Origin of the sequence: Micromonospora sp. NPDC005171 (assembly GCF_040608575.1) — a bacterium.
Taxonomy (GTDB): domain Bacteria; phylum Actinomycetota; class Actinomycetes; order Mycobacteriales; family Micromonosporaceae; genus Micromonospora.
Map to the genome: position 1 here is coordinate 49,668 of NZ_JBEXIM010000004.1, position 26,871 is coordinate 76,538.

Below are 26,871 nucleotides of genomic sequence, written 5' to 3' on the forward strand. Positions count from 1 at the left end.
GGCGACGCCTAGTCGGCTCGGCCGGCCCGCGCCAGCTCGTCGTCGAGGGTGTCCACGTCCTCCGATTCGATGGCCGGTCGGTTGCCTTCCTTCAGGTCCTCATTCGGGCGGATCACCAGGTAGAGCAACCCGATCCAGAGCGCGGAGAGCAGGATCGCGCCCACGAAGTCGGTCGGGTGGTGCATCCCCCGGTACATCCGGGAGGTGGCCACCCCGACCGGCATGAGCACGGCCAGCGCCACGAAGACCCAACGCCACCACCTGTCGGTACGCGGGAACACGATGAGGGTGATCGCCAGCCAGACGCAGATCGTGGCCGCGATGTGCCCGGACGGGAACGACGAGGTGGGCATCTGCCCGTCCAGGTTCTCCACCGGCGGACGCGGCCGGTCGACAGCGCGGGCCGACGCGAGGAAGAGGGTCAGCTCACCCACCATCGCCAGCGCCACGAAGAGCACCGGGCGCCAGCGCCGCCACACCGCCAGCACCAGCGGGCAGAACACCAGCGAGATCAGCAGGATGGCATGGGTGTCACCGAACTTGCTCCACCACCAGCTGACGTCGGTCAGCACCTCGGTGTGCCGCTCGGCGAACCACTGAGGGACCTCGGTGTCGAGGGTGTCGAAGAAGGTGCCCTTGGCGTGGTAGCTGACGTAGTTGCCGAAGCCGTACAGCGCCCCGAACACGATCACCCAGCCGACGAGCAGCTCGGCCACCGCCGAGCGGGGGTGTGCCAACACGTGTTCCTCGGCCGGGGCGGGGGCGATGTCGTGCCCCGCCTCCGGCTCCAGGCCCTCGGTCAGCGGCGGCACCGGCCGACCCCGCTCCCGCCGCCACAGCCGGAAGGCGTACGCGGTGACGCCCAGCCAGGCGGCCCCGAGCAGCCAGGCGGCCAACACGTCGGAGACGAAGTGCACGCCCAGCGCGATCCGGGTCAGCCCGACCAGTGCCACCAGCGCACCGACCCCGACGATGGCCGGCTTGCGCCAGCGGGGCGCCATCGCCGGCAGGAACACCAGCAGCAGCGCCCCGTACGCGACGAACGAGCCGAGCGCGTGCCCGCTCGGGAAACTGTTACCGGGCGCGCTGGCGACCGGCACGTCCACGACCGGGCGGAGCCGGCCGACAAGCGTCTTCAGCGACGGGTCGAGGATCAGACCACCGACCCCGGTGACGATCAGGTAGACGGCGAGTCGGGGCTGCCGCCGGATCAGCAGCCCGACCACGGCGATGGTGACCAGCCAGATGAGGATCGGCCGGCCGCCCAGGTCGGTCACCGCCTGGAGCACGGTGACCAGCGCGTGGTGCGGGGCGACGAGCCCGTTGAACCACTCGGCGACCGCGTGGTCGGCATCCTGCAGCGGGCTCCACCGCACCCGGACCAGCAACAACAGCAGCCCGAAGGCCACCCCGGCGCCGGTGACGGCCACCAGGCCGGCAATGCTCCGCTCGGCGAAATGACCGATCGGACGGCGCGCCACCTCTTTGACCGCGGTCACCCCGCACCTCCCTTTCCTGTCTGGCGAGGCGCTTTACCCGATCCGCGTCCGTCGTACACGCCGGTGTGCCCCCGGGGCGTGTGTCGAAGCCCTCGGGCGAGGGGCTTCGACGCACGCCCTAGAGCGCCGACATGTCCCCGGTGTCGTACAGCTCGGCGCGGTCCGGGTCGGGCTCCCACAGGTCCGGTTGGGCGGGCTCCTGCACCCCGATGCGCAGCGCCTCCAGTTGGGCGGCGAAGGACAGCCCGCCGAAGAGCGCCATCCCGGTCAGGTTGGCCCAGAGCAGCAGCGCCATCATGCCGGTCAGGGCGCCGTAGGTCTGCCCGAAACCGTCACTGAACCGTACGTACGCGGCGAGCAGCAGGCTCGCCAGCCACCACAGCGCCGTGGCGATGCCGGCGCCGAACATCAGCCAGGACAGCCCGGGCTGGTTGCGGCGCGGCGCGTGTCGGAACAGCACAGCGACGGCGACGACGGTCAGCGCGAGGCTCAGCGGGAAGCGGATCACGTCCCAGATGCCGTTGGCGAGCGCACCCCACTCGTAGTGTTCGCGGACCGAGTCGCCCATCGCGCCGCCGCCGACCAGGATCAGGAAGCCGGCGAGCGCGGGCAGGCCGGCCGTGACGGCCAGCAGGGCGGCCCGCAGGTACTTCCGCAGCGCCGGGCGGTCCCGCTCGACGCCGTAGATGCGGTTGGCGCCCCTCTCGATCTGGGCCATCGTGGTGGTGAGCGCGAACAGGCCGGTGAGCAGACCGAGGGTGAGCGCCAGCTCTCCCGCGTCCTCGGCGCGTTCGCCCTCACCGAGTAGCTCGGAGACCATCTGCGCGCTCTGCCCGGGGGTGAGCGCCAGGACGGTGTCGGCGACCACCTGGCCGCCCTCCTCGACGCCCAGCTCGCTGATCAGGCCGGTGAGGGCGATCAGGAACGGCACCACGGCGAGGCAGAGTTGCAGGGCGAAGGCTCGGGAGTGGCTGAATCCGTCGCCGTAGCGGAACCGGATGAACGCGTCCCGCAGCAGGTGCCAGCCGCCCTGCCCGCGCAGGGTGTGCCAGGCGTCGTCGGCGGACAGCTCCTCGTCGGCCATCAGCCGGGTCTCCGGCACGATCCGGGTGCTACTCACGGCGTGCTTCCTCGATCAGCTGCTCGCCCCGCTCCCCGGCGCCTTGCGCATCGACGGCCAGGTCCGGGGCGTCGGCGGGCTGGGGGACGCAGAGCCAGAGCGCCTGGGGCCGGATCTCCGCCCGCAGCTGCCGGCCCGGGGAGATCAGGTCGCCGTCCAACTCCCGAGGCTGCGCCCGGTTGCTGGTGACCGCCACCCGCCGGCCCCGGAACACCTCCAGCTGCGGCACCCGGCCGCTGCGGCGGATCACCGCCCAGCCGAGCGCGAGCCAGTGTCGCAGGTTGCGCGGGGTGAGCACGGCGACGTCGAGCCAGCCGTCGTCCGGTTCGGCCTCGGTCAGCAGGGTCACGCCACCCTGCAACCGGCCGACGTTGGCGATCAGCACCGAACGGGCCCGGCGGCGCAACGGCGGCCGGTCGTCGATGCGGATCTGCACCCGCATCGGCCGGTCCCGTAGGTGGCGGGCGGCGCCCATCACGTACGCCGGCCAGCCGATGCGGGCCTTGGTGGTCTCGTTGGTGGCCTCGAGCATCTGGGCGTCGAAGCCCATCCCGGCCATCACTGTGAAGTACTTGTCCTCGACCGCGCCGACGTCGAGCAGCCGTCGGCCGCGTTCGACAGCGATCTCCAGCCCGGCGGCCAGGTCGGTGGAGAGGCCCAGGTTGGCGGCGAGCAGGTTGCCGGTGCCCTGCGGCAGGACGGCGAGGGCCACGTCGGTGCCGACCAACCCGCTGACGCAGGACATCACTGTGCCGTCGCCGCCGCAGGCGAAGACCAGGTCGACCCCGTCCTTGACGGCCTGCTCGGTCTGACCGCGCCCCGGGTCTTCGACTGTCGTCTCGTACCACTGCGGCGCGGGCCAACCGGCCGCGGTCAGGGCGTCGTCGACGGTGCGGCGCAGCTCGTCGAGATCGTCGACCTTCGACGGGTTGACCACCACGGCGGAGCGCAACCCGCCGTCGCCGCCCGAGGGCCGCCTGTCCTGTCCAGCATCCACGGCGCCAGTGTGCAGCACCCGGAGGGCTTCAGCGACCCGGCGAGCCGCCCGCGTCGGAAGTGCCACAGACAGGTTTCAGGACGGTCGCACCCGTCAGGCCGCCGCCCGCAGCGCAAGCTCCACCCGTCGGCGCAGATCGTCGAGGTCGACCCCGGACTCGGTGAGCACCAGCGCCCCCAGCCCTTGGCCCTCCCGGAGCACCCCGAGCAGGATGTGCTCGGTGCCGATGTGGCGGTGGTGCAGGCGCACCGCCTCCCGCAGGGACAGCTCCAGCGCCTTCTTGGAGCGGGGCGAGAACGGGCCGCCGAGGTACCGCCGCCGCCGGCGACCCCAGCGGCTGCGCGGTGCCGGCACGGCCTCGCGCAGCGCGTCCGGGCCGAATGACTCCTCGATGCGGGCCACGATCGCGGCCAGGTCGATGCCGATCTCCCGCAGGGCTGCCGCGTCCGCTTCGCCGAGGCCGGCGCCGCCGCTGGCGGTGTGCCGGTGGATGCGTTCACGCAGGTCGTCGGCGCGCACGCCGGCGTCGGCGAGCACCCGGCTGGCCAGGCCGGCGTCGTCGGCGAGCAGGGCGAGCAGCAGGTGCTCGGTGCCGACCGGCCGCTGGCCCTCGGCCCGCGCCTCGTCCAGCGCCCGGCGCACCACGTCGCGTGCCCGGTCGGTGAACCGTTCGAACATCACGCCTCCCAGGATGAGTTGACCGCCGGTCGCCCGGCGTGCTTCTTGTGCACTGCCTGCCGGCTGACCTCGAGCGTGTCGGCGATCTCCTGCCAGGACCAGCCCTGTCGTCGGGCGTTGTCCACCTGGACCACCTCGAGCCGCTCGAGCAGCCGGCGTAGCGCGCGGACGGCGCGCAGCCCGACCCGGGGGTCGGTGCTGCCGGCTGCCGCCGCGAGTTCTGTCGCCTGACTCATGCCGTCAACATACGTTGACAGAACCTCGCGCGTCAACCCTGGTTGACATGATCGGTCCGCAGCGACAGACCTCAACCGACGCGCTGCACGCCGCGTACCCCGACGTCGTCTGGCACCGCTACGCCGACTGGGCCCGCACCGTCGACTGGAACCGGGTCCTCTCCAGGCGGACCACCGGGCGATAACGCAACGACGCCGCGCCGCCGTGCTCATCCGACTACCCTCGGTCAGGGACAGTCTGGTCGTGCCGGGCGCGACGCCCGGGAGGTGATATCGGATGGCCGCACCCGCCGACGCAGCGGTGCTGGTCGGCCTCGGGTCGGAACTCGACCTCCCGGTCGTCGAACAAGCCGCGCAGGAGGCCGCCGGACACGGCCGCCCACTGCACCTGCTGCACACCTTCGACTGGCGTGCGGCCTTCGCCGCGGACACCGTCGCCGCACCCCGCGACCAGGCCGAAGAACTGATCACCCGCGCCGCCCAACTGGCCCACCAGACCGAGCCGGGGCTGACCGTACGCGGCGAGATCGTCGAGAGCGCCATGCTGCCCACCCTCATCCGCCGCTCGGAGGGCACCTTCCTGCTGGCCGTGGGCGACAGCGGCATGGCGGGCAGCGGTCAGTGCGTTCCGGCCGAGACGACCGCCGTGCAGTTGGCCGCCCGCGCCGGCTGCCCCCTGTTGGTGGTCCGGCGTGAGCCGCCGCCACAGGGCCCGGTGCTGGTGGGCGTGGACGGCTCCCCCAGCTCACACCTCGCCCTTCAGTGGGCCGTGGAGTGCGCTGCTCGCCGGGACAGCCGACTGCTGGCGCTGCGGGTGGTGGAGTACGACGAGGACACCGACGCGGTCGCCGAGCAGCTCAGCGAAGCACTGGCCCGGCACGCCGACGGGCACGGCGCGGTGCCGACCGAGTGCCGGGTGGTACGCGGTGACCCCGCCGAAGTGCTGATCGACACGTCCCGTAACGCGCAGGTGGCACTGGTCGCCGCCCGCGGCGACGAACCGGGCCGGGCCATGCTGGGCGCGGTCGCCCAGTCCCTGCTCTACCACTCCCCGGCCCCGGTGGTCGTCGTCCGCGGCTTGGCCGAGGCACCGCTGACCGGGCCTGACGCCCACCCGGCGCGGGACCAACGGCCCTGAATCCGGGGCGCCCGCAGCGGCCAGGCTGAACGTCGGACGCCCCACTCCTACCCGCGAGAGGCAGCATGATGGACACCGCTCTCGACGTGCAGCACGCCCTCACCGACGACGAACTGCGCCGGCTGGACGCCTACTGGCGCGCCGCGAACTACCTCACCGTCGGGCAGATCTACCTGCTGGACAATCCGCTGCTGCGGGAGCCGCTGACCCCCGACGACATCAAGCCCCGGCTGCTCGGGCACTGGGGCACCAGCCCCGGCCTCAACCTGATCTACGCCCACCTCAACCGGGTGATCGTGGCACGCGACCTCAACGCCATGCTGGTCACCGGCCCCGGCCACGGCGGCCCGGCCATCGTGGCCAACACCTGGCTGGAGGGCACCTGGTCGGAGCGCTACCACGACGTGGCGCGCGACGAGGTCGGGATGTCCCGGCTGTTCCGCCAGTTCTCCTTCCCGGGCGGCATCCCCAGCCACGTCGCGGCGGACGTTCCGGGTTCGATCCACGAGGGCGGCGAGCTTGGGTACGCCCTGAGCCACGCCTACGGCGCCGCGTTCGACCACCCGGACCTGCTGGTGACCTGTGTGATCGGCGACGGGGAGGCGGAGACCGGGCCGCTGGCCGGGAGTTGGCTCTCCGACGTGTTCCTCAACCCGGCGCGCGACGGCGCGGTGCTGCCCATCCTGCACCTCAACGGTTACAAGATCGCCAACCCGACCGTGCTGTCCCGGATCCCCGAGACCGACCTGCTCGACCTCATGCGCGGATCGGGCTACCAGCCGTACGTGGTGGCCGGCGACGATCCCGCCCAGGTGCACCGGACCCTCGCCGCGACGCTGGACCGGGTGCTGGACGAGATCGCCGAGATCCAACGGCGGGCCCGCTCCGGGGGCGTCGTCGACCGCCCCCGCTGGCCGATGATCATTCTGCGGACGCCGAAGGGCTGGACCGGCCCCCGTGAGGTCGACGGCACCCAGGTGGAGGGCACCTATCGCGCCCACCAGGTGCCGCTGTCGGGCGTCCGCGACAAGCCGGCGCACCTGGCCGAGCTGGAGCACTGGCTGCGCAGTTACCGGCCGGAGGAGCTGTTCGACGCCACCGGCGCGCCGGTCGACGAGCTGCTGACGCTGCCGCCGCGCGGTGACCGGCGGATGAGCGCCAACCCGGTCACCAACGGCGGGGTGGTGCTACGCGACCTCACCCTGCCGGACTTCCGCGACTACGGCGTGGAGGTTCCCGAGCCCGGCACCCCGATCGCCGGCGCGACCGGGGTGCTCGGCCCGTGGATCCGCGACGTGATCAGCGCCAACCCGGAGACGTTCCGGCTGTTCGGCCCGGACGAGATCGCGTCGAACCGGCTGGGCGCCGCGTTCGAGGTGACCGACCGGGCCTGGGTGGCCGCCACCGTGCCCGGCGACGACCACCTCTCCCCCGACGGGCGGGTCATGGAGGTGCTCTCCGAGCACCTGTGCCAGGGCTGGCTGGAGGGCTACCTGCTGACCGGCCGGCACGGCTTGTTCACCAGCTACGAGGCGTTCATCCACATCGTCGACTCAATGCTCAACCAGCACGCCAAGTGGCTGAAGGTGACCCGGGCCATCCCCTGGCGGCAGCCGATCGCCTCGCTGAACTACCTGCTGTCCAGCCACGTCTGGCGGCAGGACCACAACGGCTTCTCCCACCAGGACCCGGGCTTCATCGACCATGTGGTCAACAAGAAGGCCGAGGTGGTGCGGGTCTATCTGCCGCCGGACGCCAACACGCTGCTCGCCACGATGGACCACTGCCTGCGCAGCCGGCACTACATCAACGTGGTGGTGGCCGGTAAGCAGGCCGCGCCGAACTGGCTGACGATGACCGAGGCGATCCAACACACCCGGCGTGGCCTGGGCATCTGGGAGTGGGCCAGCAACGACGGCGGCACCGAACCGGACGTGGTGCTCGCCTGCTGCGGAGACGTGCCCACCCTGGAGACGTTGGCCGCCGTCGAGCTGCTGCGCCAGAACCTGCCGAAGCTGAAGGTGCGCCTGGTCAACGTGGTCGACCTGATGCGACTCCAGCCGGACACCGAGCACCCACACGGCCTGACCGACAACGAGTTCGACACCATCTTCACCGAGGACCGGCCGATCATCTTCGCGTACCACGGCTATCCGTGGCTGATCCACCGACTCACCTACCGCCGTGCCAACCACGAGAACCTGCACGTGCGCGGTTACAAGGAGGAGGGCACCACCACCACCCCGTTCGACATGGTGATGCTCAACGACCTGGACCGCTTCCACCTGGTCATCGACGTCATCGACCGGGTGCCGGGGCTGGCCGCCAGCGCCGCGCACCTGCGCCAACGGATGGTCGACGCCCGGCAGGCGGCCCGCGACTACACCCGCCAGTACGGCGAGGACGACCCCCAGGTCGCCGAATGGCGCTGGGTCCGCGAAACCGACCCGACCGCCCCCTGAAGGAGGACGACGTGCGCGACGCGGAGATCCTGGTCGGCTACGACGGCTCCACCGACGCCTCGGTGGCCCTGAACTGGGCCGTGGAGGAGGCGCGGCACAGCGGCCAGCCGGTGCGGCTGGCGTACGTCTTCGAATGGCTGACCGTGGCCAGCTGGGTCGGCCCGGGCGTGGCCCCCGGCGTGTGGCCCGACGACACCGCCCGCCGGCAGGTCGACGACCTGGTACGCAAGGCCGCTGCGGACGCCACCGCGGCCAACCCCGGGCTGCGGATCACCGGCGAGGTGTACGACGGGCCCCCCGCGTTGGTGTTGCAGGAACGCTCGACCGAGGCCGGGATGTTGGTGCTCGGCAGCCGGGGCCACGGCGGATTCGGCGGCCTGCTGGCCGGGTCGACGGCGGTGTCGGTCGCCGCGCACGCCCACTGCCCGGTCGTGGTGGTCCGGGACGGGGCCGGCAGCTCCGCGACCGACCCGTCGAGCAGCCCGGTGGCGGTCGGGGTGGACGGCTCGGAACCGTCGCTGGTGGCGCTCGGCTTCGCGGCCGAACGGGCGGCACAGCGGCGGACGCCGCTGCGCGTCCTGCACGCCTGGACCCCGGGCCCCGGCGGGGCGGCCGGGGTGCCCGACGAGCGGGCCGCCGTGGAGCAGGCACTGGAGCCGTGGCGGCGGACCTTCCCCGAACTGGCGGTCACCGTCGACCTGGTGCCGACCAGCCCGGCGGCGATGTTGATCGAGGCGAGTCGGGACGCGCAGCTGATCGTGGTCGGCAGCCGGGGCCGGGGCGGGCTGGCCGGCATGCTGCTCGGCTCGGTCAGCCAACAACTCATCCAACACGCCGCATGCCCGGTCGCCGTGGTCCGCGAACGCTGACACCCACCGGGCGGGCAAGGTGCGGGCGCAGCCAGGGCGGGCGTAGCGGCCCGTTGGGGTCGGGACCTGTGGCCCCTGTGGCGCACCACCGGATGACGCAGGCTGAGGTGGCAACCCCGGGCACAGCGACGCGCCGTGCAGCACGATGAGCAGAGACGGAAAGGTCATGACGATGAGTCAGGAAAGTCAGCTGACCACCGCGCTGGCGGAGGCCGCCGCCACCTCCCGACGCGCGGCTACGGTGGGCGCGACCGCGCCCCCGGGCGGGACTTCGAACCGGAACCCCTGGTGGGGGTGCTGGGCTCGGCGGGCAACACCGCAGTGGACCAGGTGATCGCCGGGCAGGCGCTGCAACGCCTGCTGCTGACCGCCACGGATGCTGGACTCAGCGTGTCGATGCTCTCCCAGCCGATCGAGGTGCCCGCGGCGCGGGAGCAGCTGCGGCTGTCACTGGGCCGGTTCGGCACACCGCAGATGGTGCTGCGGATCGGGTACGGCCAGCCGGGCCGACCGACCCCCCGTCGGGACGTCGACGAAGTGTTGGACCAGCCGGTAGTGCCCGCCTGACCCGCCGGGACACGGTCAGGCGGCGAGCACCGCGGCCTCCAGGGCCGGATCCAGCCCGATCGAGCTGCGGTGCGGTCGCCCGGCGCGCGGCGGAACCGCACCGACCTCGCGCAGCCAGCGCCAGGTGTCCTCGACGGTCTCCGCCACCGGCCGGCAGGTCAACCCGGCGGCGAGGGCCCGGGTCACGTCCTGCTCCAGCAACCCCCGGTACGGGTGCCCGCGCGGCAGCCAGATCGGCAGGTCGCTCCACGGCTGCACCCCGGCGGCGAGGATCGACGCCGGTTCGGTCCAGCGCAGCCGGGCGTCGGCACCGGTGGCGGCCACACACGCGTCGAGCAGCTCGCCCATGGTGGTCTGCGCCGGACGGCCCACCGCGTTGAACGTGCCGCCCACCCGCCGGGCGCCCGCGTCCAGCATCCACGCCGCCAGGTCGCGGACGTCGACGTACTGCACCGACAGGTCGGCCGGCCCGGGGGCGAGCACGTCCCCGCCCCGCTCGACGCGCCGTAGCCACCAGGGCAGCCGGCCGATGTCCTCACCCGGGCCCAGGATCAGGCCGGCCCGCGCGACCAGCGCGCGCCGGCCGAACACCTCCCGCACGGCGCGCTCAGCACCGGCCTTGAGCTGCGGGTAGTCACCGTCGACGGAGCCCGGGTCGGCGTCCACCACCGGCGAGTCCTCAGTCAACCCCGCCCTGGCATGGTCGGTGTAGACCGACCCACTGGACACGTACACGTAGTGGCCCACCGCGTCGACCAGGGCGCGGGCGGCGTCGCCGGCGGCCCGCGGCGCACCGTCCCAGGTGTCCACCGCGACGTCCCACTCGCCGCCGGCCAGCGCCGCCAGGCCGTCCGGCGCGGTGCGGTCACCCCGCAACCGGTGTACGCCGGCAGGCACCGCGCCGTGCACACCCCTGTTGAACACCGTCACCGACCAGCCGCGGCGCACCGCCTCGGCGACCGTCGCCCCGCCCACAAAACCCGTACCACCCAGCACCAGCAGTCGCATGTGCTCCACCCTGCCGACACCGGCCGACGAAGGGCACCCCTGTTCACCGGCAGCGGATCTGCCCGCGGCAGAACCGGACGGTGGGCAGGAGGGTCGGGCGTTCACTCACTCGCCCTTCGCCGTTCCGGTCAGCACGCTCCTGCGGCGCACCAGCACCGCTCGCGCCCGCCGGGCCGCCCGCAGGTTCAGGGCCGCCACCGCGCCGAGCAGGAGCACAACGCCCAGCAGCGCCGGCTCCAGGTCGTGCCGCAGCAGACTGATGATCAGCGCGCCAACGCTGAATGTCAGCCAGGCCCCGACGCCGAGCCAGCCGGCGACCACCCGATCCCGGGCGAACAGCGGGGTGCGTCGGGTCACGGCCCAGCCACCGAACACCGCCCAGCACAAGCCGATCGCCACCAGGACGGCGAAGGCCACGTTGGTGCGTGTCGGCAACCGGGGCTCGGTGACCCAGAGCAGGCCGATCAGGGCGCTCGCGGTGAGACCGGTGAAGGCCACGGCCAGGTAGCCGATCCGCCTGCGCAACGACAACGGCGCGTCCAGTCGCGCCAGCACCTCTTCCGGAGTCATGCCTCGTACCCCTTCCGCACCAGCTCGTGGCGTAACAACCTGCGGGCCCGGTTGAGCCGCGATTTGACAGTGCCGACGGGTACGCCGCAGATCTGCGCGCAGGCGTCCAGCGGCTGATCCTCAAGGTGGAACAGCAGAAGCACCTCCCGCTCCCGGGCGGGGAGCGCCGCCAGCGCCCCGGCCAGCGTCTCCCGGTTGACGACACCCTCCGCCTCGTCGACGCCCGGCAGGTCGTCGATCGGTTCGGGCTCCGGGCGGGCGTACGCGTCCCGCAACCGGTTCATCACCGCCCGACGGGCGATGGTGAACAGCCACGGGGTGAACCGGTCCGGCTGCCGCAACTTCGGCAGCCCGTTGAAGACCGCCAGCCAGATCTCCTGCACCACATCGTCGTCGGACCCGCCGAGCATCCGCCCGACGTACCGCTCGACCGCCGGATGCCAGCCCTGCACCAGCTCGGCGAACGCCTCCCGTTCACCCAACTGGCAGCGGACCACCAGCAACTCATCGCTCATCGGCCCTCCTTCGCCTGTTCAGTCGGCGTGGAGGCCCGGCAGGTTCACGACCCGCCACAGCGAAAACCATTCCGGGCGGGCGGCGCCATCCTCCGCGCCGCCGCCCGCCGAAACGTTCAGTGGCCGACCCTCGTCCAGAATGCAGGAAAGCCGCCCAGGGCATGGTCAACGCAGCCGCCGATTGCGAAACTGCTTCAATGTGCGTCAGCACGGGCAATCGAGGCTCTTGACGCATTTGGTGACCAGGCGTGCCGTCCAGGTGACCCTACTTGCCGACCGGTGGGCTCGACCGCTACCCGAGGCTGGCTCGACGTCGGCACGACCCGGACGGAGAGGGAATGTCCAGCACACCGCTGTCCCTGCCGCAGCCAACCGCGCGGGCGCCCGAGTTCGGCCGCGACGCCCTCATCGTCTGCGAGAACCTGGTGCGGATCTACCAGACCGGTTCGATCGAGGTGCAGGCACTGCAGGGACTGGACCTGGCCGTGGAGAGCGGTGAGCTGGTCGCCGTCGTCGGCGCCTCCGGGTCCGGCAAGTCGACCCTGCTCTCCATCCTGGCCGGCATCGACGCCCCCACCGCCGGGCGGGTCCGCGTCGAGGAGTGGAATCTGCTGGCGATGTCCCGTGCGGACCGGGTGAACTACCGGCGGCACACCGTCGGGTTTGTACGGCAGCAGACGGCGAGCAACCTGATCCCCTACCTGACCGCACGGGAGATGGTGGACCTGCCGATGACGGCGGCCCGCACCGCGAGAAAGGAGCGCCGGGAGCGCGCGGACGAGTTGCTGACCACCCTCGGTGTCGCCGACTGCGCTGATCGGCGCCCCGGACAACTCTCCGGAGGACAGCAGATGCGGGTCGCCATCGCGGTGGCGCTTGCCAACCAGCCGCGGGTCCTGCTCGCCGACGAGCCGACCGGCGAGTTGGACGCCGCCACGTCCGCCGAGGTCTTCGGCGTGCTGCGGGACGTCAACCGCCGTTACGGCGTCACGGTTGTCGTGGTGACCCACGATCCGGAGGTCAGCGGCCAGGTCGAACGGACCGTCGCGATCCGGGACGGGCGCACCAGCAGCGAGGTCCTGCGCCGCACCACCACCGACGCGGAGGGCGACACGCACATGATCGCCGAGGAGTACGCCGTGATGGACCGGGCCGGGCGGGTCCAGGTGCCCCGCGAGTTCCGCCAGGCACTGGCGCTGACCCGACGGGTCCGGCTGGCCCTGGAACCCGACCACATCACGATCCGCCCCGACTCGGGAAGCGGCGAATGAGCAACGAGCCGCTGCTGCGCGTGCGCGGCGTACACCGGCGCTTCCGCACCGGGCCGACCGTCGTACACGCCCTGCGCGGCGTGTCGTTCGACGTGGCCGCCGGTTCCATGGTGGCGCTCGTCGGCCGGTCCGGCTCGGGCAAGACCACACTGCTCAACGTCATCGGCGGCCTGGACCGCCCGGACGCCGGCACCGTGCACGTCGACGGCACCGACGTCACCGCGCTCGACGAGGATGGCCTGTCCCGCCTGCGGCGCGAGAAGGTGTCGTACGTCTTCCAGAGCTTCGGGTTGATCCCGGTGCTGTCGGCTGCGGAAAACGTCGCGGCCCCGCTGCGGATGGCCCGCGTCGCCCCAACCGAGCGCGAGCGGCGGGTCGAGTTGCTGCTGGAGCTGATCGGCCTGGCCGACCACGCCCGGCAGCGGCCCGCCGAGCTCTCCGGCGGCCAGCAGCAGCGGGTGGCGATCGCCCGCGCGCTGGCCGCCTCGCCCCAGCTTCTGCTCGCCGACGAGCCCACCGGGCAACTGGACGCCGAGACCGGCCTGTCGGTGATGGCCCTGCTGCGCGGGATAGTGGAATCCGAAGGCGTCACAGTGGTGGTGTCGACACACGACGCGGTGATGATGGCCCTGGCCGACCGGGTGATCCGCATCCACGACGGGCACCTCGACGAACAGCCGGCCGGGCAGCCGCACGAGCCCGTGCCGGGCGTCGGGTGACGCGACGATGCTGAGGCTGGTCAGCCGGCGCGCCCGCGCGCAGTGGCCGTTGCTGGCAGCCCTCCTCGGGGTCGTCACCATCGGCGCGACACTGCTGGGCACCTGCACCCTGCTGGTCACCCGCACCGCCGAGCGGGCGCTGGAGGTCGCCATGGCCCGCGCCGCCCCCGCCGCCGTCGACGTGACCGTCTACACCGGCACGGTCGAGGGCCCGAACGTGCCGTCCGTCGCCGCCGACACCCGCACGGTGGTGACCTCCGCGCTCGCACCGTTCCCGGTGACGACGACCGCGCGGGCGTCGACGGTGCTGCGGGCGCTGCCGCCCGCCCTCGCCCCGGGCACCACCGTCCCGGCCCAGGCGTACCTGTCGGGGCTTGACGACCTGCCGGCCCGAACCGAGCTGGTCAGCGGGCGCTGGCCACAACATCCCGGCGACGCGGTGCTGCTGGAGTCCACCGCCCAACTGCTCGACCTCACCCCCGGTCGCCGGGTGCGCCTCGGCGCCGAACTGGCCCACCCGCCCGTCCCGGCCCTCGACGTGACAGTCGTCGGTGTCGTACGCCCGCTAGCGGGGCGGGGCTGGGACCGCGACCCGCTGGCCGCGGCCGGCTCCGCCATCGGCTACCGGGACGGCCGCTTCCTGCAGCCGGTCAACGCCTACGGCCCGTTCCTCGTCAACCTCGCCGACCTGGTCACCACGGGCGCCACAGTCGACCGGCTGGAGGTCACCGCCCATCCGGACCTGTCCCACCCCAACCGCCGCGACCTGGAGACCGTGGCCGGGGCCGTGCGCGGTGCCGACCGCCCGCTGGCCGGCACCCTCGGCGACCGCGTCCAGCTCGCCCGTGTCTCCTCCGACCTGCCGCTGACCCTGCGGTCCGCCGACGACCAACGGCAGGTCACCGCCGCCGTCGTGCTCGCCATCGCCGTCCTCGGCGGTGTCCTGGCCGCGACGGCACTCGTCCTCGCCGGCCGGCTGACCACGGGCATACGCGCCGACGAGACCGCCCTGCGGTCCGCCCTGGGCACCAGCCGTCGCCAACTCGCCGCCACCGCGGCACTCGAGGCCGGGCTCGTCGCCGCCGTCGCCGCCGCGCTCGCGACACCGGCCTCGTCGGCCCTGCACGCCAGCTTGACCCACCTGCCGCCGATGGACGACGCCGGCCTGACCGTCCGTCCGGCCATCGCCGGTGCCCAGGTCCTCGCGGTCGCCGGCGGCGCGCTGGTGCTCGCCGCTGTCCTCACCGTCCTGGCCATCCGGCCCGTCCCGGTCGCCGGCGACCAGCGCACCCGCCGTGAACTGCTGGCCCGATCCGGCGCCGACCTGATGCTCGCGGTGTTCGCCGCCGCCGGATGGTGGCAGCTGTACGCCCAGCCCTCCGCCGCAAGCCCACGCGCCGACACGGTCCGGGTGCTCGCGCCGGCGCTGCTGCTCACCGCAGGCGCCGCCCTGGCTCTCCGGGTGGTACGGCCCGCTCTTCGCGGCGCCGACCGGCTGGCGTACCGCGCCCGCGGGCTGGTCCTTCCGCTGGCGGCCTCCGAGACCGCCCGCCGGCCACAAGCGGTGGCCGCCGGGCTGCTCGTCGGACTGGCCTGCGCGGCCGGAACCTTCGGCCTCGCCTTCGACAACACGTGGCACCAGTCGCAGCGCGACCAGGCCGCGCTCTCCGTCGGCACCGACCTGGCACTCACCCTCAGCACGGCGCCGGTGGCCGGCGAAGGCGCTGTCATCAGCGCGGCCACCGCCGGGGCGGTGAGCCCGGCCCTCGACCGTGGTACCGCCGTCGGTCAGTGGCTCGGCACCGCCGGTGATGCGCCGCGCCTGGTCGCCGTCGACACCACCCGCGCCGACGCCCTCCTGCGCGGGCCGCTGGACAGTGACCGCGGTTGGGCGGACGTGGGTGCCACGCTGGCGCCGCGCACCCGGGTCACCGGCCTTGCCGTTCCGACTGGCGCCCCGCTCGTCCTGAGCGGGACCGCGGCCGGCGACACCCCGCTCGCCGTGACGCCCCGGCTGCTGCTGCAGGACGCCACCGGCCTACGGACGTCCTGCACCGGTCCCGCCGTACCGCTCGACGGCCGGGAGTTTCGGCTGCCCGCCTGCGCGACCGCCGACGGGCTGCGTCTCGTCGCGGTCGCCCTGCCGGTCACCACCGACGCGGTCGGCGGACCCGTCGCGGTAGCCGTCACGCTCACCGTGCCGGCGCAGGGGTCCACTGCCGGATCGGATTGGACCGCCACCTCCGCGCCGCCGGTCCCGAGCAAGTTGAGCGATCCGACAGTCACGCTGTCCGCCACGCCGACGGGAACCGCGTTGCGGATGGCCGCGACCGTCGACCTCGGCGGCGCCGACGACGCCGCCCGGACCCTCGTCGCCAGCGCCTTCCCGGACCCCGGCCCGGTGCCCGTCGCCGTCTCCGCCCGCTTTGCCAGCGAGGTCGGTGTCGACAGCGGCAGTCAGCTCAGCGTCACTGTCGGCACCACGCCCGTGCCGATCGTCGTCGCCGAGGTCGTGCCGACCGTGCCGTCCGCCCCCGGCGCCGTCGCCGTCCTGGCCGACCTGGACGCGCTGTCCCGCGCACGCGCCGTCATCGGCGACCTGACGTTCCCGGTCGACGCCTGGTGGATCGGCCACCCAGCCGGTCCCGGTGCCGCCGACCGGGCCACCGCCCTGCACCTGGGCACCGTCGCGACCCGCGAGGCGGAGACCGCCCGCCTCACCGGCGGCCCGCTGAACGCCGGTGTGCCGGCCGCGCTCCGGCTCATCGTCCCGGCCGCGGCCCTGCTGCTGCTCGCCGGCGTCGTCCTGCACGTCACCTGTGATCTACAGGTCCGCGCCGTCGAGGTGACGCGGCTGCGCGGCCTGGGGATGTCCCGGCGCGGCATCCGGGCCGTGCTGCTCGGCCAGCACGCCGGCGTTCTGCTGCCCCTGCTCGCGGCGGGCGCGGCCGTCGGCGCGCTCGCCACCCGCGTCGTCGCTCCCCTGCTCGTGCGCTCCGACACCGGCGCCGCGCCCGTCCCGGCCCCCCAGCCACACTGGCCGTGGCCAGCCGAGGCCGCACTGCTCGCCGTACTGCTGGCCGGATGCATGCTGGCGGTCGCCGTTGTGGTCACCGTCCAGGTCCGCCGGGCCGACGCCGCGCACCTGCGGGTGTCGCCGTGAACCGGTGGCTGACCCGCCGGTGGCCGGCGCCGCACTGGCCCAGCATCCGCGGCCGTGGCCGTGCCGACGCGGGGCCGCTGCTGCTCACCGCCGCCGTCATCGCGGCCGTCACGCTGCTCGCCGGGGCCGTGCCGGTGCTGCTCCGCGCCGCCGCCGACGACGCCGTCCAGGACACGGTCCGCCGCGCCGGCCACGACGCGAACGTCCTCGTCCACTCCAACTGGGAACGCGACGACGGGCCGACCGGCGGGCGGGTCCGGATGCCCGGCCTCGCCGAGGAAGTCGACGACTTCCGCGGCCGGGCGACCTACGCGCTCGGGCCCGACCTGGACGCCGCGCTACTCCCACCCGTCGCCGCCGTCAACGGCCCGATCCTCAGCATCACCGGCGGCAGCGTGCCGCGTACCTTCCAGTTCACCTACCTGGCCGGTGACCTCGGCGGCCCGGACGTGACCTGGATCGCCGGCAGCCCGCCCGGCCCCGCCGTCTCCGACGAGTACGTCGAGACCCCCTACGACGGGCCGCCCTGGCCGGTGCAGGTCGGCCTCTCCGAGGAGGACGCCACAGCACTCGACCTCGGCCCCGGCGACCGAATCCCGGTCAGGGACGGCCAGGGTGGCGACAAGGACGTCCGGATCAGCGGGATCTACCGACCCGCGGACAGCGCCGATCCAGCCTGGCGACTCGCCCCGGCGCTACTGCGCCCCGTGCCCGGCGCCGACGGCGTGGGGACCACCCGGTTCGCCGGCCTGCTGTCGCGCGAGTCGTTACCGGACGCCCGGCTCGCCGTCGACGAGGACCAACTGCGGCGCACCGTCCACTTCGCCCCCGCACCCGACGCGCTCACCTGGGACGCCACCGCGGCGCTCGCCAGCCAGGTGGTCAAGCTCAAGGCGGCCTCCGGCTCATCAGGCGACCGCGACCAAACCCTGAGGTGGGAGTCGCAGCTCGACACCGCCCTGCGCGACGCCCGTACCCGGAACAGCGCCGCTTCCGCACAGGCCGCCGTCCTGCTCGCCGGGGTGCTGACCGCCACGGTACTGGTCCTGCTGCTCGCCGCCGACCTGCTGGTTTGCCGCCGTACTCCGGTGCTGGGCGCCGCCCGGCAGCGTGGGGCGGCGCTACCCGACCTCGGTGCGGAACTGATCCTCGAGTCCACTGTGGTGTCCCTGTCGGCCGCCGCCGTCGGGCTCGCGCTCGCCCGCGCGGCCGCACCGGGTGTCTCCTGGACCTGGGCCGTTCCCGTGGTCCTGGCCGGTGCCGTCGCCGGGCCGGCGTTCGGCACCCTCGCCGCCGCCCGCGCCAGCCGCGACCGGCGCCAACCCGCCAACCCGGCCGCTCGGCGTTGGATCCAGGCCACCGGCCAGTTGCGCCGCGCCGCGGTGGAGGCCGCTGTCCTGATCGCCGCGGTCGCCGCCTTCGTCACACTGCACCAGCGCGGGCTCCTGCCCGTCGCCTCCGACGGCGACACCGGTGAGCTGACCGGAGACCTGGTCCTGCCGATCAGCGCCCTCACTCTGGGCGCGCTCGTCGGCGCGCTCGTCCTGCTCCGGCTACTGCCCCTCGGGGCGCGGTTCGCGCTCCGACAGGCCCTGCGCTCGCGCCGCCCGCTGGCCGTGTTCAGTGCCGCCCAGGCGGCCACAACGGCCGGGCGCGCGCTGCCGCTGCTGGTTCTGGTCAGCACCACGGCGCTCGCGTCGTTCGCGCTCATCCTCGGCACCACAGTCACCCGGGGTCTGGCCGACGGCGCGTGGAGCACCGTCGGCGCCGACGCCCGCCTCGACGTCGGCGTCGGCGCCGCCACGCCCGCACTCGCCGAACGCATCGCCGCCGCACCGGGGGTAGAGCAGGTCGTCGTCGCGCAGGTCACCGACTCGGCACGCGTCTTCACCGAGTCGGCACTGCTCACCCCACGTCTGGTCATCGTGGACACCGCCGCGTTCCAGCGCCTGCTGGCCAGCACTCCGCTGCCCGACGCGCCGGCGCTGGCTCGACTCACGGCACCCGGTCCTGGCACCGGGGACGTCCCAGCGCTGGTCCGATCGAGCGACGGTGCTCTGCGGGCCGGCACGCGGCTGCAACTACCCCGGGACGGCGCCCCGGCGATCCGTCTCGCCGCGGTCGGTACCGCTCCCTCCGTCGGCGGCGCCAACGACGTCGTCATGGTGGACGCCGCGGCCCTCGCCGAGGCCGGGCTGCCCGCCGTTCCGAACACCGTCTGGGTGACCGGCCCCGGCGCGGCGCGGGCCGTGTCGAACACCGGCGTCGCCGCCGACGTCGAGCTGCGCGCGGACGCCCTGCGGGCGCAGCGAGTGGCTCCGCTGACCGCAGGGCTACTAGGGCTGGCGTGGACGGCCGCCGCGGTGCTGCTGGCGCTGGGAGTGCTCGGCCTCACGCTCGCCGCAGCCGCCGGTGCGTCGGAGCGGTGGCAGACCCTGACCCGGCTGCGGACCCTCGGCCTGCGGCCACGCGACGTCCGCTGGGTCGCCGCCGGAGAGCTCCTGCCGCCGGTGGTGGTCGCCGCGGTGTGCGGCCCGCTACTCGGGGCCCTGCTCGCACGCCTGACGCTCGGCCCGCTCGACCTGCGGCTGCTCACCGGCCAAGGCGACGACCCGGCGACGGTCCTGCCGTGGTGGCTGCTGGGCCTGGCGGGCGTGGCGCTGCTGGCGGCGGCCGCCACTGTCGTACCTGTCGAGTCGGCGCTGCGGCGACGCGACCGGCTGAGCGAGGTACTCCGCGCCGGCGAGTAGCCGGTGGTCTCCCCATGCGGGAAGCAGAAACGCCGAGACCCGTTACCGGATATCCGGAAACGGGTCGTCTGATCTGCTCGTATGGATGGTGGGCGATACTGGGTTTGAACCAGTGACCTCTTCCGTGTCAAGGAAGCGCGCTCCCACTGCGCCAATCGCCCGTGGCGGCCCCGTGGGGCGCATCGCGAGCGGACGACGGGATTCGAACCCGCGACCCTCACCTTGGCAAGGTGATGCGCTACCAGCTGCGCTACGTCCGCACGTCCCCGGCAAGCGCCGGCGACAGGTGAACTCTACCCGATGCCAAGATCGCTTGGCACGGCACCCTGGCCGGTCGCGGTTGCGCTGGTCCCGGCCGGGGTACTGAAGGACGCGACAGCGCACCACACCCCTTAAGGAGGCTGTCGTGGGTATCGGCACCAGCATCTTCCTGATCGCGCTCGGCGCGATCCTCACCTTCGCACTGGACGCGAGCGTCGGCGGCATCAACCTCGACGTGGTCGGCTGGATCCTGATGGGCGCCGGCGTCCTCGGCCTGATCATGACCACGCTGATCTGGGGTCGCCGCCGCCAGGTCGTCACCACCACCGAGCAGCCGGTGGAGTACCGGCAGGTCGAGGAGCGGCGGGACATCGCGCCTCCGCTGTGACGCGACCACTTCCATCGCTGACAGAGCCGCCAGATCAACGATTCCGGGTCGGCCGCCTCGCCGAAGGCGGCCGACCCGTCGCACCGGCGACCCCGTGCCGCAGCAGACGTCGGGTAGGCGTCGCGGCCGGCGAGTGGGCCGGCATGCTCCGGTGGTGCCGGCGGCGGAATCAGAACTCGATGACCAATCGGCCGCGTACCCCTCCGGCCTCCAGGAGCTGATGCGCCCGGGCCGCCTCCTCCGGCGGGAACCGGCCGGCGACCCGCAGGGTCAGCGCACCCTCCTCGGCGAGCCGCCGAAGCAGGTCGAGCTTGTCGCGGCGCCCGTCGTACTCGTGCACGTACGCGGACACCATGTCGATCCTCCGCTGGTCGGCCTGCGCCCGCAGCACCGGATCGGGCCCGCCGCGCAGCAGCGCGACGGCACCACCCGCGCGCACCGCGGGCAGCAACGCGCCGCCGAGCAACGCGGCGTCGACAGCGGCGTCCACCCCGTCCGGGGCGTGCTCCCGGAAGCGGTCGGCGACATCGGGACCTCGGGTCACCGTCACGTCGGCGCCGAGCGCGGTGACCAGTTCGACGTCGTCGGGCGCCGCGTCGGCCAACACCCGGTGCCCGGCGGCCTTGGCGAGCTGTACCGCGTACCCGCCGACCGCGCCGGCCGCTCCGGTCACCGCGAGGGTGCTGCCCGGCGGCAGCCGCAACTGGTCCAGGGCGTGCAGGGCGGTCAACCCGTTCAGCGGCAGGGTGGCCGCCTCGGCGGGTGACACGCCCGCCGGCGCGGGCGCCACCCAGGTCTCCGGAAGCACCACCCACTCGGCGTACCCACCGCCGGCCGCCCGGGTCGGATTGATCATGGCCATCACCGGGTCACCCTGGGCGAGAGCACCACTGGTCCCGGAACCCACCTCGTCGATGGTGCCGGCGATGTCCTGACCGGGCAGCAGCGGGTCGCCGCCGCGCAGTCGCACCGGCGTCATACCGGCCCGGATCAGCGTGTCCGCGGGGTTGACCGCCGCGGCGCGTACCCGGATGCGGACCTCGCCAGGGCCGGCGTGCGGCGTCGGAAGCTCGACCACCCGCAGCACCTCGGGCCCGCCGTACCGGAGTAGTCCAACTGCTCTCATGCTCGACTCCTCGTCATTCGGGTCGGGCCAGGGGCTGCGTCATGCCGGTGGCGGAGGCCCGCTCGATCGCGTCGATGAGCCGGTGCCGACCGAGGGCGTGCGCGAAGTCCGGGACGGTCCGGGTGCCGTCGGCCAACTCCCGGGCGAGCTGCCGGTAGAGCCGCGCCACACCTCCGGCCACGGAACGACTCAGCTCGGCGGGCACGCCGTCCAGGTAGGACGCCGGCACCTCCAGTGGTTGGACGGCGCTGTCCGTGCCCCGGCCTCCGGCGAGAGTGAGTTCGGCGACCTGCATGTTGCCCCAGCCGGCCGTCAGCACCAGGTCGCCCTCGCTGCCGTTGATCTCCCACCGAAAGTTGTCCCCACGAGACGCCCCGCCCCGGTAGAAGATGGACGCCGCCGCGCCGCCATCGAGGGTACCGATCACCGCGACCTGGTCCGGCACGGTGACCGGGATGGTGCTGCCGTCCGTCGCGACCGTCGCCTGTTTGCGGCCGACGACGAGGTTCGCGGCCACCGAGTCGAACTCACCGAGGACGAAGTGCAGCGGATCGAGGGCGTGCAGGGTGGCTGAGGTGAGCGGAGTGGCGCCGTTGGCGTTGTCGAACCAGTACGCCTGGCTGGGGTCGGCAACCTCACCACCCCAGACCATCCCCGAGCCGACCATCGTGGTGCCGAGCACCTTGCCGACGTACCCGTCGCGGATCAACTCCCGGGCGTATCGGACCTCGGGGGCGTACCGCCCCTGGAGGCCGACCACCGTGCGGACGCCCGCCTTCGCCGCCCGGTCTGCCAACTGCTGGGCCTCGACCAGGCCATTGCCCAGCGGCCACTCGCTGTAGACCATCTTGCCCTCGTCAAGGGCCGCGGAGATGAGCTTGAAGTGCTCGGTGACCTTCACCGCCACGACCACGAGATCGACGCCGGGATGGCGGATCAGGTCGCGGTGGTCGTGGTAGGCGGGCACGCCGTACCTGGCCGCTGCCGCCTCGGCGCTGCTCGGACGGGAGGTGCTCACCGCGCGCAGGGTGAACTCGGGTGTCGCGGCGATGGCGGGCACGTGTGCGGTGGAGGCCCATCCACTGGTGCTCGCGCCAATGATGCCGACGCCGATTTTGGACATGTTCCATCTCCTCAAAACAGGATAAATCGGAAAAGCGTACGTTGGTTGGACGATGGGCCGACCACGTCGTCCGGCGGACGTCAGTCCAGGCAGGTGAGCGCGACCTCGGCGTAACGCGTCAGCGCCGCCCGATCCGGGTTGATGGCGCCCATCACCCGCAGACCCTGGAGGCTGGTCACCAGGAAGCCGGCCAGGTCGGTGGCACTGCGGTCGGTGCTGATCTGGCCCCGCAACTGCGCCTCGGCGAGCAGGTCGTAGAGCGCCAACTCCAGGGACTGGGTGGTCGAGCGGAGCCGCTCGGCGACCCGCACATCCTGGTGAGCCCGTTCCATGGAGGCCCCGACGATGAGGCAGGCGAGGTGCCGGCCGTCCCCGGTGATGTCGTCCACGGCACCGATGAACACCTCACGGACGACCGCTCGCGCGTCGTTGCCCGAGCGCAGCAGATCAACCATGGGTGCGGCGTAACGCTGCCGGTACAGGTCGAGCACCGCCAGGTAGAGGCCGTCCTTGCTGCCGAACGCGGCGTAGATCGAGCCGCTGCCCAAACCGGTCGCCTCGGAGAGGTCACGCATGGAGGTGCCCTCGTAGCCCTTGCTCCGGAACACGTTCATGGCAGCGTTGACCGCGGCGTCGAGGTCGAACTCACGGGTGCGGGCCATGCCGGAGACGCTACCCGCTATCTGGAACGATCGACAAAGTACCGCCGGTCACAGCCGACGAATCGAGACGTTTGCGCTGGCTGACAGGGGTCCCGGACGCCGCGTTACGATCCAGATCATGGAGCCTCTCGACACGGTGCTGGCCGCGCACCGGGCGTACCTGCTCGGTTGGAACATCGGTGTCGCCGGGGGTCCCGACCTCCCGACCTACCGCAGTGAGGTGCCGCACGCACCCCTCAACGGCGTACTGCGGGTGGCCGGGCGCACGCCACAGGACGCCCTCGCCGAGGCCCGGCAGCGCCTGCACGGCGTACCCCGGATCTGGTGGGTTGGCCCGGACAGCGACGCCGGCACCGCGGACGGCCTGGTCTCCCTCGGCGCGGTGCAGGTCGCCCGGATGCCGATCATGGCGGTGAGGATCGGGGCGACGGCCGATGTCCCGACTCCCGCTGGCGTGCGGATCGCCGAGACCACAGACCTCGCCACGTTCGTCCCGGCCTATGCCCGGGTGTCCGGAATCCCGGCGGACGGTGTGGCGGCGACGATCGAACGGGAGAAGGCATTCACCGGCGACGGCACAGTGCTCCGGCTGGCCGGCCGCCTCGACGACGGCCGGATCGTCGCGACGGCCGTCGCCTGGGTCAGCCACGGTCTGGTCACCCTCTACTTCGTCGGCACCCAGCCGGAGCAGCGCCGCAGGGGCATCGGCGCGGCCATGACCAGGGCCGCCCTCGAGTTGGCCGGCGAGCGGGGCGTCCGCACCGCGGCCCTCACCTCGTCGGCCGTCGGCGAGTCGGTCTACCACGGCCTCGGCTTCCGGCCGGTGGGCGAGTTCCGCCTGTTGACCTTCTGAAGGGGAGCGCTCGGCCTGGTGCCGGCGCTGCGGGTCGCGCGCAGGAATCCGGTGGATCACGGCGTGGCCGCCCTGCGGAAACCATTGACTACGAGGTTCAGACAGCGTTGTCTTTTACTGGCGCCTGGGGAGGTACGACAGTGATCGACGATGTGTCCCTCGTGTTCTGCGTGACCGCTGACGTGTCGGTGCGCGAGCGGATGGTCCGGCGCCTGGACGGCCTCGGCACCCTGGTGATCTGCACCGACCTCGCGGAGTTGCAGGCGATGATCGGCGGACCGGTGATCGGTGGGCCGGCGCGGCTGCCCACCTCCGACACCGCGTCCGCCCCCGCTCCGGCGGCAGCCGCTCCCCCCGTCGCCGTGGCCGGCCAGATCAACCTCGGTGACCTCACCATCGACCCGCTCGACCACCGGGTGACGTGGCGCGGAGAACCGCTGGCGCTGACCCGACTCGAGCGCAACCTGCTCACCCAACTCGCCACCGCACCGGTCGGCGTCTGGACCTACCAGAGGCTTTTCGAATCGGTCTGGGGCTGCGCGTTCCTCGGCGACACGTCGGTCCTGCACTCGGCCGTGAAGCGGTTACGTCGCAAACTGCATGCCGTCGACGATGCCCTGCGCGTGCACACCGTACGCGGCATCGGCTACCGGCTCAGCGTCGACTGATGGCCGTCGCGCCACAAGGGAAACGGCTCGTCACCGAGTCTTCCGGTAACGAGCCGTTTCGCTCTGGTGGGCGATACTGGGTTTGAACCAGTGACCTCTTCCGTGTCAAGGAAGCGCGCTCCCACTGCGCCAATCGCCCGTGCTTGTTGCCGAGGTGGGGACGGGATTTGAACCCGCGTACACGGCTTTGCAGGCCGTTGCCTCGCCTCTCGGCCACCCCACCGAGGTTGCCCCCGTCATGCGTGGCGGCAGCTCCGAGCGGACGACGGGATTCGAACCCGCGACCCTCACCTTGGCAAGGTGATGCGCTACCAGCTGCGCTACGTCCGCACGCCCCCGGACGTTCCCGGGTGACGGATGAGAACTTTAGCCGAGCCGGTGTTTGACTGCCAACTCGGGGTCGCCTCGGCGCGTCCCGCATGGCCGGGGCTGGACGGGAGGCACCACCCGCAGGCTTCCTAGGGGGCTGACCTGGTGACCATCTCCCGCACGGAACGTCACACTCCGACATCACCAGGCAATGATCGTTATCACCGCGTCGCATGCCCGACCATCGACGTCTCCACCCCCCGATACTGGGCGGCGGACCTCGACGAACACTCTCTGTTGAACGACCCACGGCACCCGGAGGAAGTGTCCGGCTTCCGACTGTCACCGCGCGGATCGGCGCGTGGTGGTAACTGTTCGTGTTCGGTCGGATGGGCTACGGTAACGGTCGTGACGAGACGTGCGGCCGAGATCCGCCTGGATGCCCTGCTGCGCACCGCCTGTGACGTGATCGTGGAGCGCGGTCTGGCCAACACCCGGACGGCGGATGTGGCGAATGCCGCGGGCGTGAGCCAGGCCTTGGTCTTCTACCACTTCGCCACCAAGGAGCGGCTGCTCGCGCAGGCCTTCGCGTACGCGGTCGAGCAGGACCTGGCCCGGCTGGACGTGGTGACCCGCTCCTCGGCCCCACCGCTGACCAAGCTTCGCCGGATCCTCAAGCTCTACACCCCGGCCGGGCGGGCCACCTCCTGGTCCATGTGGATCGACGGCTGGTCCGAGTCGCTGCGCACTCCCGAGTTGGAGAAGGTCTCCCGCCGGCTCGACCTGCGCTGGCGGCAGGACCTGGCCGCAGTGATCACCGCCGGGGTGGCCGACGGCACCTTCCAGTGCGCCGACCCGGACGGGGCCGCCTGGCGGATCAGCGCGGTGATGGACGGCCTTGCCGTCCAACTCGCCGTGCACGACCGGGTGATCTCCCGCCGGCAGTTCGGCGAGTGGGTCCGGCTGGTCACCGCCCGAGAGCTCGGCCTGGACCCGGCCGACCTGGACTGAGCTGGGCAACCAGCACCGATCCGCCGCACCAGGCCGGGCAAAACGGGCTCCTGCCGCCCCGCCGACCGGAACAATCGGCAACATGGATCTACTGGAGGCGTACCGCCGGAGCCTGGCCGAGTTCATCGACCGGGTGGACCAGATCGAGCCCGGCCAGTGGTCCGACCCGACACCCTGCTCGGACTGGGACGTCCGCACGCTCGTCAACCACGTGGTGACCGAGGACCGGTGGAGTGTGCCGCTGCTCGCCGGCCGGACCATCGACGAGGTCGGCGACCGGCTCGACGGTGACCAGCTCGGCGCCGACCCGATCGCGACGGCGCGGGAGGCCGCCGCGCAGGCCGAGATCGCCGCCACCCACCCCGGCGCCATCGACCGCACCGTGCACCTCTCCGGCGGCGACACCCCGGCCACCGAGTACCTCCGGCAACTCCTCGCCGAGCACCTCGTGCACGGCTGGGACCTGGCGGTGGCGATCGGCGCGCAGCCGCGGTTCGACCCAGACGCGGTGCACGCAGCAGCCCAGTGGTTCGCCGGCCAGATCGAGGCCTACCAGCGAAACAATCTGGTCCACACCGGGGTACGGGTGCCCGACGACGCCGACGAGCAGGACCACCTGCTGGCCGCGTTCGGCCGCGACCCCGACTGGGCGCCGAGCGACTGACCACGCAGGGCGTGCCAAGCGCCTGACCACCGACTGACCACACCGCGGGGGACAGCTCCGGCGGTGGAGGTTGGCCTGCGGCTGCGGCGCGGAGTCGAAGCTGCGCAAGCCTGATAGCAGCGGCGCGGCGTGCTGGTCGCTGTGCCGCGCGTCGGCACCAGCAGCGCCAGCGGCCAGGCATTTCGCGGGCCTCGCCAGGCGGCCGGGCCGATCGGCATCGACGGCCACGGCCAACGTCCGCTCC

Annotated in this window: 24 protein-coding genes, 5 tRNA genes and 1 pseudogene; 14 read left to right on the forward strand and 16 right to left on the reverse strand. The window is 72.8% G+C overall.

The features are described 5' to 3' along the window. Positions 1-8: 8 nt before the first annotated feature. From ABZU74_RS08530 to ABZU74_RS08550, 5 genes are all read right to left on the reverse strand, one after another. Positions 9-1,499, reverse strand: coding sequence for a phosphatase PAP2 family protein (locus ABZU74_RS08530; RefSeq protein ID WP_355419889.1), 1,491 nt, complete (start codon positions 1,497-1,499; stop codon positions 9-11). A 118-nt stretch (positions 1,500-1,617) separates the two neighbouring features. After that, a complete protein-coding gene (locus tag ABZU74_RS08535) occupies positions 1,618-2,619 on the reverse strand; it encodes a YihY/virulence factor BrkB family protein (RefSeq protein ID WP_355419892.1) in 1,002 nt (333 codons plus the stop codon). Then, positions 2,612-3,616 carry a diacylglycerol kinase family protein gene (locus ABZU74_RS08540; RefSeq protein WP_355419894.1) on the reverse strand — a complete coding sequence of 335 codons (1,005 nt, stop codon included), beginning with the start codon at positions 3,614-3,616 and terminating at the stop codon, positions 2,612-2,614. The genes ABZU74_RS08535 and ABZU74_RS08540 overlap by 8 nt, the downstream gene beginning before the upstream one ends. 93 nt (positions 3,617-3,709) lie before the next feature. Further along, complete coding sequence (locus tag ABZU74_RS08545; protein WP_355420498.1) at positions 3,710-4,294, reverse strand: Clp protease N-terminal domain-containing protein; 585 nt, start codon at positions 4,292-4,294, stop codon at positions 3,710-3,712. After that, positions 4,294-4,530, reverse strand: a complete 237-nt coding sequence (locus tag ABZU74_RS08550; protein ID WP_030336062.1) for an HTH domain-containing protein — start codon at positions 4,528-4,530, stop codon at positions 4,294-4,296. Before ABZU74_RS08550 ends, ABZU74_RS08545 begins: the two co-directional genes overlap by 1 nt. A gap of 47 nt (positions 4,531-4,577) precedes the next feature. On the opposite strand from ABZU74_RS08550, the gene ABZU74_RS08555 reads away from it, so the two are divergent. From ABZU74_RS08555 to ABZU74_RS08575, 5 genes and pseudogenes are all read left to right on the forward strand, one after another. Further along, a complete protein-coding gene (locus ABZU74_RS08555; RefSeq protein WP_355419897.1) occupies positions 4,578-4,715 on the forward strand; it encodes a hypothetical protein in 138 nt (45 codons plus the stop codon). Between the two features lie 92 nt (positions 4,716-4,807). Continuing rightward, on the forward strand, positions 4,808-5,668 hold the full coding sequence (locus ABZU74_RS08560; RefSeq protein ID WP_355419900.1) for a universal stress protein: 861 nt from the start codon (positions 4,808-4,810) through the stop codon (positions 5,666-5,668). Positions 5,669-5,736: 68 nt separating this feature from the next. Continuing rightward, on the forward strand, positions 5,737-8,130 hold the full coding sequence (locus ABZU74_RS08565; RefSeq protein WP_355420500.1) for a phosphoketolase family protein: 2,394 nt from the start codon (positions 5,737-5,739) through the stop codon (positions 8,128-8,130). Between the two features lie 11 nt (positions 8,131-8,141). Next, the gene (locus tag ABZU74_RS08570) at positions 8,142-8,999 is read left to right on the forward strand and encodes a universal stress protein (protein WP_355419903.1); all 858 of its coding nucleotides are present in this window, start codon (positions 8,142-8,144) and stop codon (positions 8,997-8,999) included. A 222-nt stretch (positions 9,000-9,221) separates the two neighbouring features. Further along, positions 9,222-9,566: pseudogene (locus ABZU74_RS08575) on the forward strand (nitroreductase); the annotation flags it as partial. Between the two features lie 15 nt (positions 9,567-9,581). On the opposite strand, the gene ABZU74_RS08580 reads toward ABZU74_RS08575, so the two are convergent. The 3 genes from ABZU74_RS08580 to ABZU74_RS08590 form a co-directional block, all read right to left on the reverse strand. After that, positions 9,582-10,574: an NAD-dependent epimerase/dehydratase family protein gene (locus ABZU74_RS08580; protein WP_355419906.1), complete on the reverse strand. Its 993-nt coding sequence runs from the start codon at positions 10,572-10,574 to the stop codon at positions 9,582-9,584. 105 nt (positions 10,575-10,679) lie between these two features. Further along, positions 10,680-11,144, reverse strand: coding sequence for a hypothetical protein (locus ABZU74_RS08585; RefSeq protein WP_355419908.1), 465 nt, complete (start codon positions 11,142-11,144; stop codon positions 10,680-10,682). Continuing rightward, complete coding sequence (locus ABZU74_RS08590) at positions 11,141-11,659, reverse strand: sigma-70 family RNA polymerase sigma factor (RefSeq protein ID WP_355419911.1); 519 nt, start codon at positions 11,657-11,659, stop codon at positions 11,141-11,143. Before ABZU74_RS08590 ends, ABZU74_RS08585 begins: the two co-directional genes overlap by 4 nt. A 338-nt stretch (positions 11,660-11,997) precedes the next feature. On the opposite strand from ABZU74_RS08590, the gene ABZU74_RS08595 reads away from it, so the two are divergent. Genes ABZU74_RS08595 through ABZU74_RS08610 form a run of 4 tightly spaced genes read left to right on the forward strand, consistent with a single transcriptional unit; the run spans position 11,998 to position 19,562 of the window. Beyond that, positions 11,998-12,930 (forward strand): ABC transporter ATP-binding protein, encoded by a 933-nt coding sequence (locus tag ABZU74_RS08595; RefSeq protein ID WP_355419914.1) that lies wholly within the window; start codon positions 11,998-12,000, stop codon positions 12,928-12,930. Further along, a complete protein-coding gene (locus ABZU74_RS08600; RefSeq protein WP_355419917.1) occupies positions 12,927-13,649 on the forward strand; it encodes an ABC transporter ATP-binding protein in 723 nt (240 codons plus the stop codon). The genes ABZU74_RS08595 and ABZU74_RS08600 overlap by 4 nt, the downstream gene beginning before the upstream one ends. A 7-nt stretch (positions 13,650-13,656) precedes the next feature. Next, on the forward strand, positions 13,657-16,812 hold the full coding sequence (locus tag ABZU74_RS08605; protein ID WP_355419920.1) for a permease: 3,156 nt from the start codon (positions 13,657-13,659) through the stop codon (positions 16,810-16,812). Further along, positions 16,809-19,562, forward strand: coding sequence for an FtsX-like permease family protein (locus ABZU74_RS08610; protein WP_355419923.1), 2,754 nt, complete (start codon positions 16,809-16,811; stop codon positions 19,560-19,562). The genes ABZU74_RS08605 and ABZU74_RS08610 overlap by 4 nt, the downstream gene beginning before the upstream one ends. A gap of 86 nt (positions 19,563-19,648) precedes the next feature. On the opposite strand, the gene ABZU74_RS08615 is transcribed toward ABZU74_RS08610, so the two are convergent. Together ABZU74_RS08615 and ABZU74_RS08620 are read right to left on the reverse strand one after the other, a co-directional pair. Then, positions 19,649-19,723: transfer RNA gene (locus ABZU74_RS08615), tRNA-Val, on the reverse strand. A gap of 26 nt (positions 19,724-19,749) precedes the next feature. Continuing rightward, positions 19,750-19,822: transfer RNA gene (locus tag ABZU74_RS08620), tRNA-Gly, on the reverse strand. 146 nt (positions 19,823-19,968) lie between these two features. Between ABZU74_RS08620 and ABZU74_RS08625 the strand changes: the two genes are divergently transcribed. Next, positions 19,969-20,211 carry a DUF6458 family protein gene (locus tag ABZU74_RS08625; RefSeq protein WP_091400768.1) on the forward strand — a complete coding sequence of 81 codons (243 nt, stop codon included), beginning with the start codon at positions 19,969-19,971 and terminating at the stop codon, positions 20,209-20,211. Positions 20,212-20,380: 169 nt separating this feature from the next. Here ABZU74_RS08625 and ABZU74_RS08630 read toward each other — a convergent pair whose 3' ends face one another. From ABZU74_RS08630 to ABZU74_RS08640, 3 genes are all read right to left on the reverse strand, one after another. Continuing rightward, complete coding sequence (locus tag ABZU74_RS08630; RefSeq protein WP_203125542.1) at positions 20,381-21,337, reverse strand: NADP-dependent oxidoreductase; 957 nt, start codon at positions 21,335-21,337, stop codon at positions 20,381-20,383. Between the two features lie 13 nt (positions 21,338-21,350). Then, on the reverse strand, positions 21,351-22,460 hold the full coding sequence (locus tag ABZU74_RS08635) for a Gfo/Idh/MocA family oxidoreductase (RefSeq protein ID WP_355419926.1): 1,110 nt from the start codon (positions 22,458-22,460) through the stop codon (positions 21,351-21,353). Between the two features lie 80 nt (positions 22,461-22,540). Further along, positions 22,541-23,122 (reverse strand): TetR family transcriptional regulator, encoded by a 582-nt coding sequence (locus tag ABZU74_RS08640; RefSeq protein WP_355419929.1) that lies wholly within the window; start codon positions 23,120-23,122, stop codon positions 22,541-22,543. 118 nt (positions 23,123-23,240) lie between these two features. Here ABZU74_RS08640 and ABZU74_RS08645 point away from each other — a divergent pair, with 118 nt between their 5' ends. Both ABZU74_RS08645 and ABZU74_RS08650 read left to right on the forward strand, forming a co-directional pair. Further along, positions 23,241-23,975, forward strand: a complete 735-nt coding sequence (locus ABZU74_RS08645) for a GNAT family N-acetyltransferase (RefSeq protein ID WP_355419932.1) — start codon at positions 23,241-23,243, stop codon at positions 23,973-23,975. 182 nt (positions 23,976-24,157) lie between these two features. Further along, positions 24,158-24,643: a winged helix-turn-helix domain-containing protein gene (locus tag ABZU74_RS08650; RefSeq protein WP_355420502.1), complete on the forward strand. Its 486-nt coding sequence runs from the start codon at positions 24,158-24,160 to the stop codon at positions 24,641-24,643. Positions 24,644-24,707: 64 nt separating this feature from the next. On the opposite strand, the gene ABZU74_RS08655 is transcribed toward ABZU74_RS08650, so the two are convergent. The 3 genes from ABZU74_RS08655 to ABZU74_RS08665 all read right to left on the reverse strand — a co-directional run bounded on the left by ABZU74_RS08655 (position 24,708) and on the right by ABZU74_RS08665 (position 24,973). Beyond that, positions 24,708-24,782, reverse strand: a tRNA-Val gene (locus ABZU74_RS08655). Between the two features lie 13 nt (positions 24,783-24,795). After that, a tRNA-Cys gene (locus tag ABZU74_RS08660) sits at positions 24,796-24,866 on the reverse strand. A 34-nt stretch (positions 24,867-24,900) separates the two neighbouring features. Further along, a tRNA-Gly gene (locus ABZU74_RS08665) sits at positions 24,901-24,973 on the reverse strand. Between the two features lie 387 nt (positions 24,974-25,360). Here ABZU74_RS08665 and ABZU74_RS08670 point away from each other — a divergent pair. Together ABZU74_RS08670 and ABZU74_RS08675 are read left to right on the forward strand one after the other, a co-directional pair. After that, on the forward strand, positions 25,361-25,963 hold the full coding sequence (locus ABZU74_RS08670) for a TetR/AcrR family transcriptional regulator (RefSeq protein ID WP_196921788.1): 603 nt from the start codon (positions 25,361-25,363) through the stop codon (positions 25,961-25,963). An 82-nt stretch (positions 25,964-26,045) separates the two neighbouring features. Further along, positions 26,046-26,627, forward strand: coding sequence for a TIGR03086 family metal-binding protein (locus tag ABZU74_RS08675; protein WP_355419936.1), 582 nt, complete (start codon positions 26,046-26,048; stop codon positions 26,625-26,627). The last annotated feature ends 244 nt before the right edge of the window (positions 26,628-26,871 follow it).

Bases quoted from the DNA above. Each gene is read 5' to 3' on its own strand.
- ABZU74_RS08545 (WP_355420498.1), bottom strand. From the start codon at position 4,294: ATGTTCGAACGGTTCACCGACCGGGCACGCGACGTGGTGCGCCGGGCG.
- ABZU74_RS08550 (WP_030336062.1), bottom strand. From the start codon at position 4,530: ATGAGTCAGGCGACAGAACTCGCGGCGGCAGCCGGCAGCACCGACCCC.
- ABZU74_RS08555 (WP_355419897.1), top strand. From the start codon at position 4,578: ATGATCGGTCCGCAGCGACAGACCTCAACCGACGCGCTGCACGCCGCG.
- ABZU74_RS08560 (WP_355419900.1), top strand. From the start codon at position 4,808: ATGGCCGCACCCGCCGACGCAGCGGTGCTGGTCGGCCTCGGGTCGGAA.
- ABZU74_RS08565 (WP_355420500.1), top strand. From the start codon at position 5,737: ATGGACACCGCTCTCGACGTGCAGCACGCCCTCACCGACGACGAACTG.
- ABZU74_RS08580 (WP_355419906.1), bottom strand. From the start codon at position 10,574: ATGCGACTGCTGGTGCTGGGTGGTACGGGTTTTGTGGGCGGGGCGACG.
- ABZU74_RS08585 (WP_355419908.1), bottom strand. From the start codon at position 11,144: ATGACTCCGGAAGAGGTGCTGGCGCGACTGGACGCGCCGTTGTCGTTG.
- ABZU74_RS08590 (WP_355419911.1), bottom strand. From the start codon at position 11,659: ATGAGCGATGAGTTGCTGGTGGTCCGCTGCCAGTTGGGTGAACGGGAG.
- ABZU74_RS08595 (WP_355419914.1), top strand. From the start codon at position 11,998: ATGTCCAGCACACCGCTGTCCCTGCCGCAGCCAACCGCGCGGGCGCCC.
- ABZU74_RS08600 (WP_355419917.1), top strand. From the start codon at position 12,927: ATGAGCAACGAGCCGCTGCTGCGCGTGCGCGGCGTACACCGGCGCTTC.
- ABZU74_RS08605 (WP_355419920.1), top strand. From the start codon at position 13,657: ATGCTGAGGCTGGTCAGCCGGCGCGCCCGCGCGCAGTGGCCGTTGCTG.
- ABZU74_RS08630 (WP_203125542.1), bottom strand. From the start codon at position 21,337: ATGAGAGCAGTTGGACTACTCCGGTACGGCGGGCCCGAGGTGCTGCGG.
- ABZU74_RS08635 (WP_355419926.1), bottom strand. From the start codon at position 22,460: ATGTCCAAAATCGGCGTCGGCATCATTGGCGCGAGCACCAGTGGATGG.
- ABZU74_RS08640 (WP_355419929.1), bottom strand. From the start codon at position 23,122: ATGGCCCGCACCCGTGAGTTCGACCTCGACGCCGCGGTCAACGCTGCC.
- ABZU74_RS08645 (WP_355419932.1), top strand. From the start codon at position 23,241: ATGGAGCCTCTCGACACGGTGCTGGCCGCGCACCGGGCGTACCTGCTC.
- ABZU74_RS08675 (WP_355419936.1), top strand. From the start codon at position 26,046: ATGGATCTACTGGAGGCGTACCGCCGGAGCCTGGCCGAGTTCATCGAC.